10 protein-coding genes are annotated in these 14,091 nt (G+C 50.1%); all 10 read right to left on the bottom strand.

The features are described 5' to 3' along the window. Positions 1-6 precede the first annotated feature (6 nt). The 10 genes from ODZ53_RS23495 to ODZ53_RS23450 all read right to left on the bottom strand — a co-directional run bounded on the left by ODZ53_RS23495 (position 7) and on the right by ODZ53_RS23450 (position 13,999). On the bottom strand, positions 7-4,008 hold the full coding sequence (locus ODZ53_RS23495; RefSeq protein ID WP_372680449.1) for a hypothetical protein: 4,002 nt from the start codon (positions 4,006-4,008) through the stop codon (positions 7-9). A gap of 33 nt (positions 4,009-4,041) precedes the next feature. Continuing rightward, the gene (locus ODZ53_RS23490) at positions 4,042-4,506 is read right to left on the bottom strand and encodes a phage tail protein (RefSeq protein WP_016742059.1); all 465 of its coding nucleotides are present in this window, start codon (positions 4,504-4,506) and stop codon (positions 4,042-4,044) included. Positions 4,507-4,511: 5 nt separating this feature from the next. Further along, positions 4,512-4,703 carry a DUF6760 family protein gene (locus tag ODZ53_RS23485; RefSeq protein WP_015892461.1) on the bottom strand — a complete coding sequence of 64 codons (192 nt, stop codon included), beginning with the start codon at positions 4,701-4,703 and terminating at the stop codon, positions 4,512-4,514. After that, positions 4,700-5,077, bottom strand: a complete 378-nt coding sequence (locus ODZ53_RS23480) for a hypothetical protein (protein WP_007721338.1) — start codon at positions 5,075-5,077, stop codon at positions 4,700-4,702. Before ODZ53_RS23480 ends, ODZ53_RS23485 begins: the two co-directional genes overlap by 4 nt. Positions 5,078-5,165: 88 nt before the next feature. Next, complete coding sequence (locus ODZ53_RS23475; protein ID WP_372680446.1) at positions 5,166-5,597, bottom strand: phage tail protein; 432 nt, start codon at positions 5,595-5,597, stop codon at positions 5,166-5,168. Positions 5,598-5,637: 40 nt separating this feature from the next. After that, positions 5,638-7,395, bottom strand: coding sequence for a phage tail sheath subtilisin-like domain-containing protein (locus ODZ53_RS23470; protein ID WP_372680444.1), 1,758 nt, complete (start codon positions 7,393-7,395; stop codon positions 5,638-5,640). A gap of 181 nt (positions 7,396-7,576) precedes the next feature. Further along, positions 7,577-8,383: a hypothetical protein gene (locus ODZ53_RS23465; protein ID WP_372680442.1), complete on the bottom strand. Its 807-nt coding sequence runs from the start codon at positions 8,381-8,383 to the stop codon at positions 7,577-7,579. Further along, entirely contained in the window at positions 8,383-8,937 is a 555-nt protein-coding gene (locus ODZ53_RS23460; protein ID WP_372680513.1) for a Pvc16 family protein, read from the bottom strand. Before ODZ53_RS23460 ends, ODZ53_RS23465 begins: the two co-directional genes overlap by 1 nt. A 130-nt stretch (positions 8,938-9,067) precedes the next feature. Next, complete coding sequence (locus ODZ53_RS23455; RefSeq protein ID WP_372680440.1) at positions 9,068-11,224, bottom strand: AAA family ATPase; 2,157 nt, start codon at positions 11,222-11,224, stop codon at positions 9,068-9,070. Positions 11,225-11,242: 18 nt separating this feature from the next. Then, positions 11,243-13,999, bottom strand: coding sequence for an adenylate/guanylate cyclase domain-containing protein (locus tag ODZ53_RS23450; protein WP_372680439.1), 2,757 nt, complete (start codon positions 13,997-13,999; stop codon positions 11,243-11,245). Positions 14,000-14,091 lie beyond the last annotated feature (92 nt).

The raw sequence follows: 14,091 nt of genomic DNA, 5'->3' as shown, positions 1-14,091 counted from the left end.
TTTTGGCTATAGACCTCGTCGCTGCCGCTCTTGCGTGAGGCGCTTGTCCAGCTCCTTCATCATTTTATCCATCAATCGATCCACCTCTTGTGGGGATAACGAGGTCTGATTCCCAGTCCTCTCTTGCACGTCTAGATCGACTTGTCGCTGGGGTGGAAGTGTTGTCGCCTGCTGCACTGCGGTTTCTTGAGGAGGGATGCTTTTTCGCAAATACTCCATGGACGGTGGCGACTGAACGGTAGCAACAGGGCTTGTGTGGCTGTCTTCTTTGCGTAACGCTCGTCGATGAATATGGGTTGCATTTTCGGACAGGGAACGCGGCTCGGATTCTCCGGGTCTTCTTTGAGCTTGTTGCATTCGTTGCAGGAGCTGAAGTTGCATCGTCATTGCTGTTGACTGTAGCTTGAATATCCCTGGTCTTTGCGGCGACATGAGCCTAGCGTCTCGAACCTCGATCGTCTGTGTCTTATCACTCGTTAACCGATTGATCGTCTGTGTCTTCTGGTTGACCGTCAGAGTCTGACCATGCTTGGTTTGTTGGAAAAGTCTGCGGCGACTAAGTTGTCTGGCATGCAGTTTGTCCAGGACAAAATCAACAGATGTTTCTCTCGAGAATGGAGCCGAGCTGATTGGATGGTGGTGAGATAATGGCTCCAAGATGCTGAATCGATCTTTTCGTTGTTGTAGTTCTATTGCACGACTGCTTCCACTCTCATGCATGAAACTGTCGGGCGCCGACATGCTTTGATGCACAAAGCTATGAAGTGGTCCCCATTGTTTCTGAACAACCATTTGTGCATCGTGACGATTCAAAACAGTCAAGAATGAATGATGCTTCTGTACATATGCTTTCGTCCGGAAATCGGTCTGGATTGCTTTTCTGATTTGCTCCATGACCTGAAGATAGGGACGGACATGTAGGGCAAGGAAGCTTGTCCTCAAGCTGGCTGTTTGCTGAAAGAAGCGAGAGTGACTGATTTCACGAGAGTGACGGCTTTCTCGTAATGGATCGCTTTCGCCCATGCGAGACCTTGACTGATCATTCGATTGCTTTTCAGTGCTTGGCGGAGCTTTCCTACTTGTGCTTGAGGTGCCTAGCTTTGCAACCCCACTTGTTGATGCGAGCTTTGCAAAATCGTGTAATGCCACTAGCTTCGCGCTTTTTTGCATGAGGATCGTAAGTCCTAGTTCCGCACTCCATCCAGCAGCTATCCGTCGCAATGAGTTCCTGTCAAAGACGTCCTCTCTCATGGAAAGCAGCTTCGCAGACATGCTGTACAATCGCTGATGATCTGCTCCACCGGGTCCAATCCACTCTGTAGCACGAAGCATTGCAGGACCAAAGCTGTTCAACCTGAGGAAAAGTGCCTCCTGATCATGACGACGAGTAAGCACGAGTGATCGACTTGTGCTTCGCTCATTATTCAAGAAGACGTCGTGCCGTATTGGACGATGCTCATGCTCGTGTACCATTAAGATCGTCGCTTTTCGTTCGGACAGGCTGAACTTTTCATGATTCTTGGAGAAAGAGAAAGCGACTTCTGTCTGCTTGTCCCTTCCACCCTGTAACGGCAGTAGCTGACGTACCATCTCGTATGACATCTGAAAAACGTGTTTATTTTGCGGAAAATGAACAGCTGGCTGGAAAAATGGTTGGGAGATGCCTTCAGGCTTACTTGCAGCAGGATACAGAGATTGCTTCCCCGGCACATATAGAAGGTTCCTTGACGCATGAGATCTAGTAGTATGGAGCTCCCTTGTTCTGAGCTGTTTTGCCGCCATCTGCTGAAAATGCATCCACTCCATCACAGACTTCCCGTTCGTCTTGTGGTGGGCAGTACTGACGATACGATTCTGTAACGTTTGCCAGCGTTGGCGATTTGTGTGGAAGATAGGCGCGAAGCGATTCACACGGAAGACAGGCACGAAGCGCTCCCATACAAACCGTGCATTACTTGCTATAGCAGCTGGCTCACGCTCGATTTCGTTTTGAGTTGCAAGATGTTCCTTCATCCACGGCTGGGTCAACCATCCTCGTTTTTCAAAGAAAACGGGATCAATGCGGGACGGGAAGCTCTCAATCCAATAAGCAGTGATCGACTTTTTGACAACTGACTGCGAGAGAAGCAGAACTGTTTGGGAGCTATCGGTGATACGGGCTGGTTGCAATGGGAACGGTAGCCCCTGCATGGAGTGTAAAAGGTGTAAAGACAAACCCGTCCGCCAATCTTGCTGTAGCATGTCAGGCTTCCGATACGAAGTAGGGGACATGGCAGAGATGGCGCTCGTTTTGCCAAAATGAGTTTGCTCATGGCTTGATTCCAAACGAATGGACTGCTCCCTAACAATCTTGTTCAACCTAGCTTCCTGTGATATCAGTTGTTGAAGTAACTCGTATGTCCGCTGATTCCTTGTTGCGCCGGATTCGAGAGGAAGCAGTTGCAACGGGGGGAATGTAATGCGATTCGGCTGCTTCTGCTCTACCCGAGATGCAAGCGCGGTTGCTTGTCGCTCTAGACTTATGACAAAGTGGCGCAACCAATACATCAAGGCACTCGACTGTTCTTTCCGCCCGCTCTCTATCTGCTTCAACCTCTGTCGAGAACCGAGCGCTGCTAGCCCACGTTCGCTTTCTGCCTGAGGAAACTGTTTAGCCAAATGGAACAACTGCTTAATCCGTTCCCTTACAGCCTGTTGTTTTGTCCGACCAGTATCCGCTGGATGAAACATGCTTGGCATTAAGGACGTGAACATCTTCGAAAACCCATTGCTCTGAAGTATCCTCTGTTCCAATGGGATAAAAGAAACGTCAGACAGTGTTTCTAGCATCCACCCGTTTTTTGCTTGCGGATGCTGACGGCTTCTCGGGAAAACAATCGGCTGTAAAACATGTAGACGTGGATGAGCGATCATCGTCATTGGCAGCCGTGTTTCTCGACTTTGTTGCCAGTGCAGACTCAGGTTTTTCCACCAGCGACCCCAAAGTTCAGTCTGCTGAGAAGCTACAGACCCATGAATATTTTCACTTTCATGAACGATTCGTCTCGTGATGTCTCTACCGTCTATTCCGGCTTGCACTGTCCACACCGAGCGATCCAAAGGTAAGGCAGTAGCCCGTTCTTCTGCTCTTTTTAGCAAATCAGGAAAGGACCACGTCCCAATCTCTGGTTCCATCCTTTTGCGGATCAACTGCAAAAAGTAGCGAACTCCAGATTGTTCGAATCGGACTTCATCAAAACGCGTCGCTCTGAGACGTGGAATCGAAATTGCATCTACTCCTGTTGCTGATTCAAGCCGTATCCGTTCACGTTCATATTGCAAGCTCCCGAGTTCACCAGGATCACCCTTACGTGCCGTGTGTACCCATAATTCCGGCGAAACATAGGAGGTCTCAGGCGTCCAAAAACTTTCACGGACAGTTTCCTTGCTGTCTGAAACCATTGCTTTCAAAAGAGGCAAAGCAAAATCGGCCGGGTGTATCTGCTCTTTGAACCGCCCCAGCGGCAGCCATTTCTCAAGTGGGCTTCCTCGCTGAACCGAAGATTGAACATTGCTGGACCAGCGATATCTATCTCTTCCCTTTGAGACAACCGTGATCTGCGGCAGGTAAACCTTCTCGATTATTTTGGATGACGCCCACTTCTGAAAAAGCTCATGTATGAAAGCAGCTGGTCGTACTTTTCGTCCTGATCCCAATGCTTGCGTCATGACTACGTGCTCTTTTGATCCTGGTAAGCCAGCCTGTCCGTTCGGCAACATTTCTCGATTCAATCCGAGGTAGGAGTCCACTTGTACTTGCATGCGCACATGAATGAAGGTCTGATGAAAGTGGTTTTCCTGCCCTCCGATACTCGGCGAAAAATCACGATGGATCAAAGCGAGGTAGCCGGGATCGCGACCTTCCGCGTTCCGATACTTCTGCATGATGCTCTGTGCAAAGCCTTGACTGGACGCTCTTGGCTGCAGTGATGGACGACGCGAAAGTGGGAGCGCCTTGATCGTTATCATCGTTTCTTTTGCTCCTTGCAGACGGGATAAGGCTTAAAAATACGATTTTAAGCCGTGGTGCACGATTTCCAATGTCTCAACGGCTACTTCTCCATGCGTGGCCCGAAACTCCGGTCCAACCCACTTGACCGGATAAGCCCCTTCAAATGCCCAAGCCCCCACGTCATTTCCGTTTGCGTCCATAAGAATGATTGCCCCTTGCTTGCGCTTGCGCTTTTCTGGCGGGCCAAAGTGGAAATCCTCATACCATCGCCACAGCTCGTTTGATCTCACAAACCCTCGTTTGAAGACGAGATTGGGAAACTTGCTGCGTTTCGGTAGCTTGTGGACGAAATGATTCACGCCGCCCTCTTGGTACTCCTCCAGCTCTGTTTCGACGGCCAATCCGGACACTTCACTAAATCCAGCGACCCATATGCCATCCATCTCCAATCCAAACGGGAGAAAGTCCACACGAAATCGGAGGTTGGTGTAATACGGATTCTCATTGGCGAACACCAGAATCACCTCCGCTTGAACACATCAAAAACATTTTCGGGTTCGTCATTTTGCCTGCGATTGATCGCGGATATCTCTTCACACCAACGCCGCCGTTCCTTGTGTTCCATCGACATGATCTCGTCGTGAGGCCAGTGAAAATAGTAGGCGATGAAGGCGGCTTCTTCATAGATCTTGTCGACGGGATACCCACTCATACTCCCTCCAGCGCCCCTGAAAAAGCCATGTCTACCTGAAATTCATGCTCGCATTTCGGACAAGAAGTCTTGAACATTGAGCTGTCCAATTCATTGATCTGTCTGTACAGGTTTTGTAGGTACGCGAGATCCGCCGTAAACAGCCGCTCCACCACTCTGGTGTCAATTCCCCGTACATCTCCCAGCTTGGTAATCACTCTCGTCAGCAAAATAATCGTCAAGTAGCCGGGATTTTGCTGAACACGTGGATCACGCATCGGCAAAATCTCATCGGCAGCCGTCGCCAAGCGCATGACGCCCCGCTTGTGCAGGTTTCCTTCTTCATCCACATAGCCGCGCGGGAGCTCAAATTCGTATTCCGTTTTAAATGCCATGGTGTCATCCTCCTCATCACCCTAGGCCAGCAAGAGTGACAAAGAAAAACCTCTTTTCCTTGCCACTCTTAGGCGTTCGGATCTTCTCTTATTTCGTGCGTGTCATTCCTTCATGAGCAATTTCCAACTGCTCAATTGCTACCTCTGAGGACGTACCGTTAAAATCAGGCGCCGTGTATTTGGTCGGCCATGCTTCGATGACCTTCCATGTAGCGACATCATCTCCGGCTTCGTTAATGGCAATGATCGTTACCGTTTTGCGTGCGACCTTGCCCTGGATGGTGTCCTGCATCCAGTTGTACAAATCCATCGAATCTGTCACGCCCCATTTCAGCGTGATGTTCCCGTACTTGGCCAAGCCTGTGAGCTTGCGCGGTGTAATCACCTCATTGCCTTCGCGATACTCGACTACGTCCACAGACGCATCAAAGCCTGACACCTCACTGAAGCCTGCCTGCTGAATGCCGTCCATCTCTACCCGATACCGAAACTTGCGGTATGGATCCTTGCGATCTGCCATACTGTACCCCTTTCTTCACATCGTTTTTCCCCGTGAATGATTACTGATCAGATGTTTTTTGCGTAATACGGAAGATGACGAACTCTGCTGGTTTGACAGGAGCTACACCAATCACGCAGATCAATCTGCCATTGTCGATATCATCCTGCGTCATCGTGCTTCTTCCGATTTGGATGTAAAAGGCTTCCTGCGGGCTTGAGCCCATCAACGCGCCATCTCGCCAAACTCGCGTCAGGAAAGAATCGATCGTGCGTTGGACGCGGGCCCACAGCCTCTCGTCATTTGGCTCAAATACCACCCAGTTTGTCCCGTTTTTGATCGATTCTTCGAGGAAAATGAACAGGCGGCGCACGTTTATGTACTTCCATAGCCCGTTGGATGACATCGTCCGCGCACCCCAGACACGAATTCCTTGACCTGTAAACGCGCGAATCAGGTTGACTCCCTTTGGATTCAAAATATCCTGCTCGCCCGTATTGTACTGGCAATCCAGTCCTGTGCAGCCGCGTACGACCTCGTTTGCCGGGGCTTTGTGGACGCCGCGGGTGTTGTCCGAGCGCGCGTAAATGCCTGCCATGGAGCCTGATGGCGGAATGTAGATGTTGCGCTTGTCCAGCGGATCGAACACTTGCAGCCAAGGATTGTAGATGGCAGCGTATTGCGTATCGAAAATATTGCGATGCGTCAACACATCGCTTACTTTTTTCTTGTCGCGTGGGATATCGAGGATGGCGAAGCGGCTTTTCAGGTTTTCACAATGAGCCACAAGCGCGAGCTGCACATTCGGGTCTGTTACGCCAGGAATAGCCATAATGCTCACTTCGTCGTTATCGATGAAGGCTTGGATTCCCGTACGTTTTCCCGGTCCATGGTCCTCCCCCATGTATTCACCTGCTGACAGATTGGCGACAGAACCGTCGCTACCCCCTGCCAATGAGATTTGATACAGACCGAATTCCGTCTTTCCACCCTCAGATTGAGTTTCTTCCGCCATCCCTGAAATGACGGTAAAAGGCGGTATGACTTCTGGGCTCGCAGGGGCAGCACCCGCTTCGACCTCTACGATATTGCTTTTGGACAGCAGCTTGCTGACATGATTGGCAGCAGAGACATTGAGCGAGCATTTGTCGAACTCTTCGGCCTCATCGTTGTAGAAGACTTGCACCGTGAATTCGCATGTGGACAAAATTTTGACCGGCAGCAGATTGTTATCGATGACGTCTCCTGTGAGCACGGCAGACAACTCGATCACATTGTCTTGGGAAGAAACCACTTCGCTGTACTGCTTGGTTTCACCGTCATAGAAAGAAACGACATCACCCGCTTGAAAGCCTGCACTGTTTTTCACGCGATATTTAGGAACCTCTCCTAGCTGCTCGTAAATCTGCGTTTTCGCCTTGCTCGACGGAATCAAATTTACGCGGACCTGATTTCCCCATGCACCCGGGTTTTTGGCCGTAATCCGAAGGACAGCCCCTTCGCTGTTGCCTTCATTAGAAGCCGGCTTCGCATCTGCTGGCGCTACCCGCATCACATAACAACGGGAGCCTCCATTCAGAAAGAAGTGATCCACCGCATAAGCGAGATAGCGGTATTCGCCAAACGCATTTTCAGACAAATAGGAACCGAACATCTTGCGGAAATCATTGACACCTGTAATCAGCTCAGGCAATCCTGCAACGGGTCCTTTTTGGGCAAGCCCGATAAAGCCGGCCGTGCTCGTGCTCGCTCCCTCCATGGGAACGGGGCCACTATCAAATTCCTCGACATACACCCCTGGTGATAAGTACTCTGGCATCGTAACCTGATTGGAGAGTTCCGCGTGTATCAGCAGCAGAAACCTACAATCAGTCCCTCCCTCCGATTAATTTCATCACTTGCTTTACCACTTACAAAAAAGCCGTTTTGATACGTGAGTCTTGCTCTATAATCAGGCAGCAGGATGGCATGGACCGACGCCAAACAACTGCCGGATCACCCTATTTGGGTCTGTTCATTTGGATGATACCTATGGATTGGGTCGTATTGGCTTGAATGGAAAGCTCGGCAAAACCAGCGGCTTCTTCCCGCCACACTTCAATTTTCATACGCGCATGAGTTTTTTCCAGAAACAACGGAAGGGCAACTACGAATTCTCCTCTGTCGTCGCAGTTCGTTTCGAGCAGTGGGAGTAAGACAGTGCCTCTTGGGTAGGCAAAAGAAAGAGGTTCGGTCAAGGGATAAATCCGACCTTTTGGGGGACTTGCAAAACGAATGATCGTCCCTTTGCATGTGGGTGTTTCGAGAAGAAAAGCGTCAGCCAAATCGACTTGACCCTTTTTACTGGCTACGATTAGCTCCGTGGCCTCTTTGGCAGCGTCCTCAGCCAATTTCACCGGGGCATCCCCCTCATATGAGATGACAGCCTGCACATAGGCACCACCAGCTGGAGAACCATCCTCCACGCAAGCTCTCCCTCGAATAAGGGAGTCTCCTGCCCGAAATGGATAGGCTGGACTCGGATGCAAGTAAATGATTCGTTCGGAGTAAGATGTGCTCCCGGTGATCACGGAGAAAGTCACGGAGCGATCCATATACTCCCGGCTGCTTATATTGAGCGTGTATATCGCATCAGGCAAGTCAGTAAAGATATACCATCCGTCCCCTTTGCATACGGGCACTTGTGGATGATTCGCCAAGCGAACAGACAAGCTCGTGCGAAAAGGGGCTCCCCTTGTATACATGTCCACCAGACGGACGGCATACGAGAAAACGGAACGAATGCGCACCTGGAAATGCTGATCCATTAACGTTGACCTTCCCCTCGTATGCGAATATCCCGTTCCAGTACGCGCTTCGTTGAACGAACTCGGGTGGAATCGATATGAACCGGCCCTACCGAGTAGCCGATGGATAGCTTGTACGGAACATGTGGAAAGAGTTGGATGAGTTTATCAACGGGAGGCTGCTCCACGACGACGCGAAGCTCTGTATCCATGTTTGCAAGGGAGCCTTGAAGCTGATCGCCACGCAAAATGGCGTTGTCGTAGAGAACCTGCATGGCACGCCCGAGGATGCGGTGCTCGTCCAGCATGCGGGTATGCTGTTCTGCTGGGGAATGGGCGGTCAATATGTAGGATAGATTGACCGTCATTGGGGGATATCGCAACTGATCAGTACCTTCACTGATCATCATATGCTGCCTCTCCTGACTTTCCCGGATTTCGTATAAAAACAAGGCTAACGCCAAATCTCCTGGCTGAGCAGGCGAGCTTAGACCAATCAACTCCGGTTGGCTAATCGGCTCCGGCGTCATCTCTTTTCGCAAAAGAGCGAGCAGTGTCTCTCCTACTTCAGCAATGGCGGTGTACTGGCTAATACCCGTTCACCTCGACATTATTTGACAGAATACACTTATCATAACATTCAAATTAATGGTTTTACATGCATTTTTATCTAATTTTGTAAAATTACACACTTTCTTCGACACGCTACCTGTTGGCATACTCCCCCAAATCCTCTTTCAACAGCAGTTTACCCGTCTTTTTTAATTCCTGCTTTGCAGCCTCAATCAAATGACGCATGGAAACGGAGATGCCCTCCGATGCAGCCAAGAAAGAGGCAGCGAGCACCACATTTTTGATCCCGCCTCCCGCAATATGCAGCTTGGATGCGAGAAACTCAAAATCGATGTCAGCAGCTCGTGGTGTATCGGCCGGGAACATGCTGCGCCATATTTCTTCGCGATAGTACGGTTCGGGAAAAGGAAACTTGACCACGTAGTTGATTCTACGCATAAAGGCCTCGTCAAAATTTTGCAGAAGATTCGTCGCCAAAATGGAGACCCCCTCGTACTCCTCCATTTTTTGCAGCAAGTAGGCCGTTTCCACATTTGCGTATTTGTCGTGCGAATCTTTCACTTCTGAGCGCTTGCCAAAAAGGGCATCGGCTTCGTCAAAGAAGAGGATGGCATTACCGATTCTCGCTTCCGAGAAGATGTGGTGGAGGTTTTTTTCCGTCTCCCCAATGTACTTGCTGATCACCTGCGACAAGTCAATTTTAAAAAGCTCCAGACCCAGTTCCTTTGCTACGACTTCCGCCGACATCGTCTTGCCCGTACCCGGAGGACCTGCAAACAACATGCTGACGCCTTTCCCATAAGAAAGCTTTCTCCCAAAACCCCACTCTCCCAAAACAACATTTCGATAGGTCACCTGATTGCAGGCGTTCCGCAACAAAGTCAGTTGCTCCTCAGGCAAAATCAGATCTTCCCAGCTGTATTTGGGTCTCAAGCGTGTGGCGTGCTTTTCTAGCGCATGTCTCATTTGCAGGAAGCAAGCTTCGTGGAGATGTGTTTTCGTAATGATCCCGTCTTTCGTCTGCATCGCCATCTCGTTTGCTCTGTGAAGCGACTGATTGATTTGCCCGGCATTCAGCTTGAATTTCCCTGCTAAAACGCCTACGTCAATCTCTTGAGAAAAGCTCATGCCTGCACAGCCTGTCTCCCATAATCGCCTCCTTTCCGTTTCATCTGGACTTGGCACCTCCATTTCCAGCCAAATCCGCTTCCCCAGTGCGTTTTCCGGCTTCCATTGACTTTTCGCCACAATGGCAATGGGACCAGAAAAGCTTTCGAGTTCATCCATCACCAGCTGCTTGCGCCCAACTGTTTGGACTTCTTCTGTCAGAAAAACCTCGAACTGATGCAAGCACAGCACACCCCGAAGAAGCTGCACCTCCCGCAATACCTGCTGTAATCTGCGCGAAAAAGCTTCCTCGCGGATCAAGCGCTCTGCATCGACGAACAGCACCGGTCGCCTGACGCGGTGAAACAGATGCTTCACCCGATGCCTTTTTCCAACGCCAGTCGGACCATACAAATGCAGGAGAAGCCGATTTGAATCTGCTCCTGCCGTTTCCCACAATGTGTCAAAGCGCTCCTGCAAATGAATCGCGCTCTCTCCTACCAACGGTTCCAGCCCTTGATCTGGCAAGCTCCAGGATAGCCAAGGCGGCAGACTGGCATCACCTCCATCCCTTGTCGTCAAAAAGTGCAGCAGTCTTTCATCCAGCTTTAACGGTCGAGAGAGCCAAGAGCCGCTGCCACCCATATCCCCCTCGGTAAAAAGCAGCAGTCGGCCCAGCTTGCTTTTTTGCGTAAATGTAGTCCAGACCTCTATCCTCTCGGTCGCTGTCCGGCAAAATAGCTGCATTGCCAATTCGGGAGTAGGTGACTTGCACGTAATATCATCGAGGAGGTAGCCAAACAGCTTTTCATACTTCCGATCCAGCTCGACTGACAGGCAAAGAAATAAACACCCCTGCTCGAAGCGGTTGAGTGAAAAAGCGTCTGCCACTGCCAAAATCGGTATGCTACCCGCTTCTTGTATGTGCAGGGCATGAAGTCGTTCCTCGCATGCTGCCAACCGCTCTGCGAACGCTTCCCATAGCTGCGTTGCTGGCGGAGCTGCCTCGAGCAATTGCACAACTTCCTCCTCTGTGACAATCACCCCCCTCATTTGATCCAGCGGATAATCTTCCCCCTTCTGTGCTCGCACGGCCAGCAAGCGCATCAGATGAATATCCAGCCATCGAAGCATCTCTTCGTAATAGTTCCACTGGTTGTGATTCGGTTCGAGATTCGTCATTTCGCTTTTTCACCGCTCCTACGATATTTTCAACTCGCCAGACCAATCTTGTTCTGCCCCTTTTTGCGCGTATTCGTCACATAAGTAGAAATACTGTCGCGCCGCCTGATCCCAGCGGTTTTGCTTGATGACGGACAGAAAAGCGGATCGTGCATCGTGAAATCTCCCATTCTGATACATCACAATCGCTTGCTCAAACAATTCCTTCGTCTCATCCTTGTGCGCACGAATCTGGTCTGCGTCCCCCTCGTATACGTCGTACAAATGCATCGACTGAGCCTCTCCCTCGATATGCACCCAGCCTAAATCACGATATCGATACGACGTACTCTCTCCCATCTCGGCAAATAGCGAATCGGACATCAGGATGCAGGCCCCGAGTGTTTCCGCCATCTTTTCCATTTTCTCCACCACGCGGACATGATCCGATATAATCGCAGCCTCCAGACGCGTCGCCTCGCCAATAATCCCCAGCATCAGCGGACCATGATGCAGCGCAACCCGCAATTCAATCGGATCGTATCCTTTTTCCGCCCGTTGCTCGTTATAGTCTGCTAGCGTACGGCGCATCTGTACCGCCGCATCCAACGCATCTTTTGCCTCTTTTGGATAAACAGCAAGCACCCCGGGATCGAGATATTCGGTAATCATCCCTTGATTCTCGTTTACAATCGGAGCAAAACGCTTGAGAAACGCATTGATGACACGGAAGGTCGTCTCTGGTCGCAGACGATGCGAGATGGCATGAAACGATTGCAGACTCATCCTCATAATGGCCATTTCCCGCTCCACCTGATCACCCAGTTCCACGTCGAGTATGCTTTCCTTCCCGAGAAAATGGATAAACTGCTGCGGCACAAAGCGATTGTTCGCCTCGCTCATCCTCGTGATATTCGAAATGTACTGACGAATGCGCTTTGCCATTTGGTTGAAGCTTTCTGCCAGCTTTTGAATTTCATCCATGGAGCGAACCCTGGCCACCACATTGTAGTCGCCTTTTCCCATATGGGAGACGTTCGTTTGGAGATTGCGGATGTTTCGGTATGTCAGCCACGAGAAAAGGAAGAATAGACTCGCACAAATCGACCAGACTAGCGCAGCGCCACGGCCTAGCTCACGTGACATTTCATTGTGCTGGATGCGGACCCCGTTCATTTCCCTGCCTAGCTCCAACACACCGGATAGCTTACCTGAGGAGTTGTATATCGGGGCCATCGCGTACATCCAGTAGCCTGTCCGATCCTGGGCTTTACCCGAGACGATCTCCCGTTTCATGACCACACTGCGGAATTCGTCATCAATAGCCACATTCTCAAACACTTCTGCGCTGTCATTGTCGTCCATCATGAGAAACAATTCGCCATCTGTGTATTTGTAAATCGTTTTATACAGCCCCCTGTTCACATTCACATCATCGGGGACCTCCAGTTTTTTCAGGTTGGCCTGTACGGCTTGATAGTCCGCATTCATGTAATCAATCGCTCCATTGATTCCATCCAGCTTGTCCCCTTCAATCAGCGTTGAAATCACATAGGCTTGGAGACGAAGATCGGTTTGATTTTCCTGCTCCATAAACGAGAAGGTCAGCTTCGTTCCCTCCAGTTGAAGGAATACAGGGACAACAATGAGCGGAGCTATCACAATCGTTTGCTTGATAATCAACGGAATCCGGAAGAGGCGAAACAACAGAAATTGAATGACACAAAACAGGAGAATTGCCACGCCCAATCCTGTCCACCAGGTCCATTCCTTCAAGCGGTCTTTTTCGGATACAGACGGGGACGTGAGCTTGGTCATCACATTTCCTTGTTGATCCAGAAAGGCAAGTTGACCATCTGTGGCGACTACGATCTCATACTGAGGAGTTACAGCAAACGCCGTTAGGACACTGCTATCACTCGACTTGATCTGCTCGAATGTTTTGGAAGGCACCATCAAGGCGATTTCATCTGGATGTGCGGGATCGAAGCGTTCAATGACATTTTGATCAGAATTGTAGAAAAGAAGACGACCTGCTGGCCCCACTTTGACATGATCGGGGACGGTACGATTCGTTTCCGAGCGTTCGGAGTGAATGTAGAGCGGACCTTTCACTTGAGCTTCCCCACTTCCTTGGGGAACATCGACCTGAAAAAACTCTCCACGCTTGGTAGTGACATAGGTATGACGCGGGTCTACTCCTGTGATTTCATTCACGTATACTTCATTAGGCAATTGGATTTGATAGAGTTGTGTGGGGGGTGAATCAGAGGGTACAAATTGATAGGCAATCACTTCAGGATGTTGATAAACATAAAAATAAAGACGATCTTTCGCAACTTGCAGGGAGCGTACCTTGCCAATTCGCTTGTACGGGCTGTTCGCTCCATAGGAATCTTCATACACGACTTGTACGATTTCTCCCTCTGGCGTCATTCGCACGATTCTCTCGGATACGGTCCGCAAGCCAAAGCTATCAAGCTTTGTGATCAGCACGTACGCATATCCTTCTTCGTCGATGGCTACCTCTGTGAAATTTTCCAAGCCCTCTTCTGGATTCTGCTCCAGGACTTGCTGGTACCGTAGCGTCCGATCGGGGTAAAGGCTAGTCAGCTTTTGGTGTCCATCCGTTATGAGGACGACATCCTTTTGACTATTGGCCGCGATGCTGTTGATCCCTTGAAACGGTTCGTCCTGCTTCCCGCTTCTATCCATGTTCCAAGCGAGCAGCAAGCCGATCCCAACAAATACAATCAGCAGTCCGGTCAACCAGGAATACTTCTTGTTATTTCCCATCGTTTGCGGTTCTCCCATCTCTCGAAAACGTATTTTCGAAAATGATACCAAGCAACATTATACTAAAAATTACAAATTTCGCTATACATCTT

It is taken from the genome of Brevibacillus sp. BD137, assembly GCF_041644655.1.
In the GTDB taxonomy this organism is placed as follows: Bacteria; Bacillota; Bacilli; order Brevibacillales; family Brevibacillaceae; genus Brevibacillus; species Brevibacillus brevis_D.
This window is presented reverse-complemented; position numbering and strand designations above follow the sequence as displayed.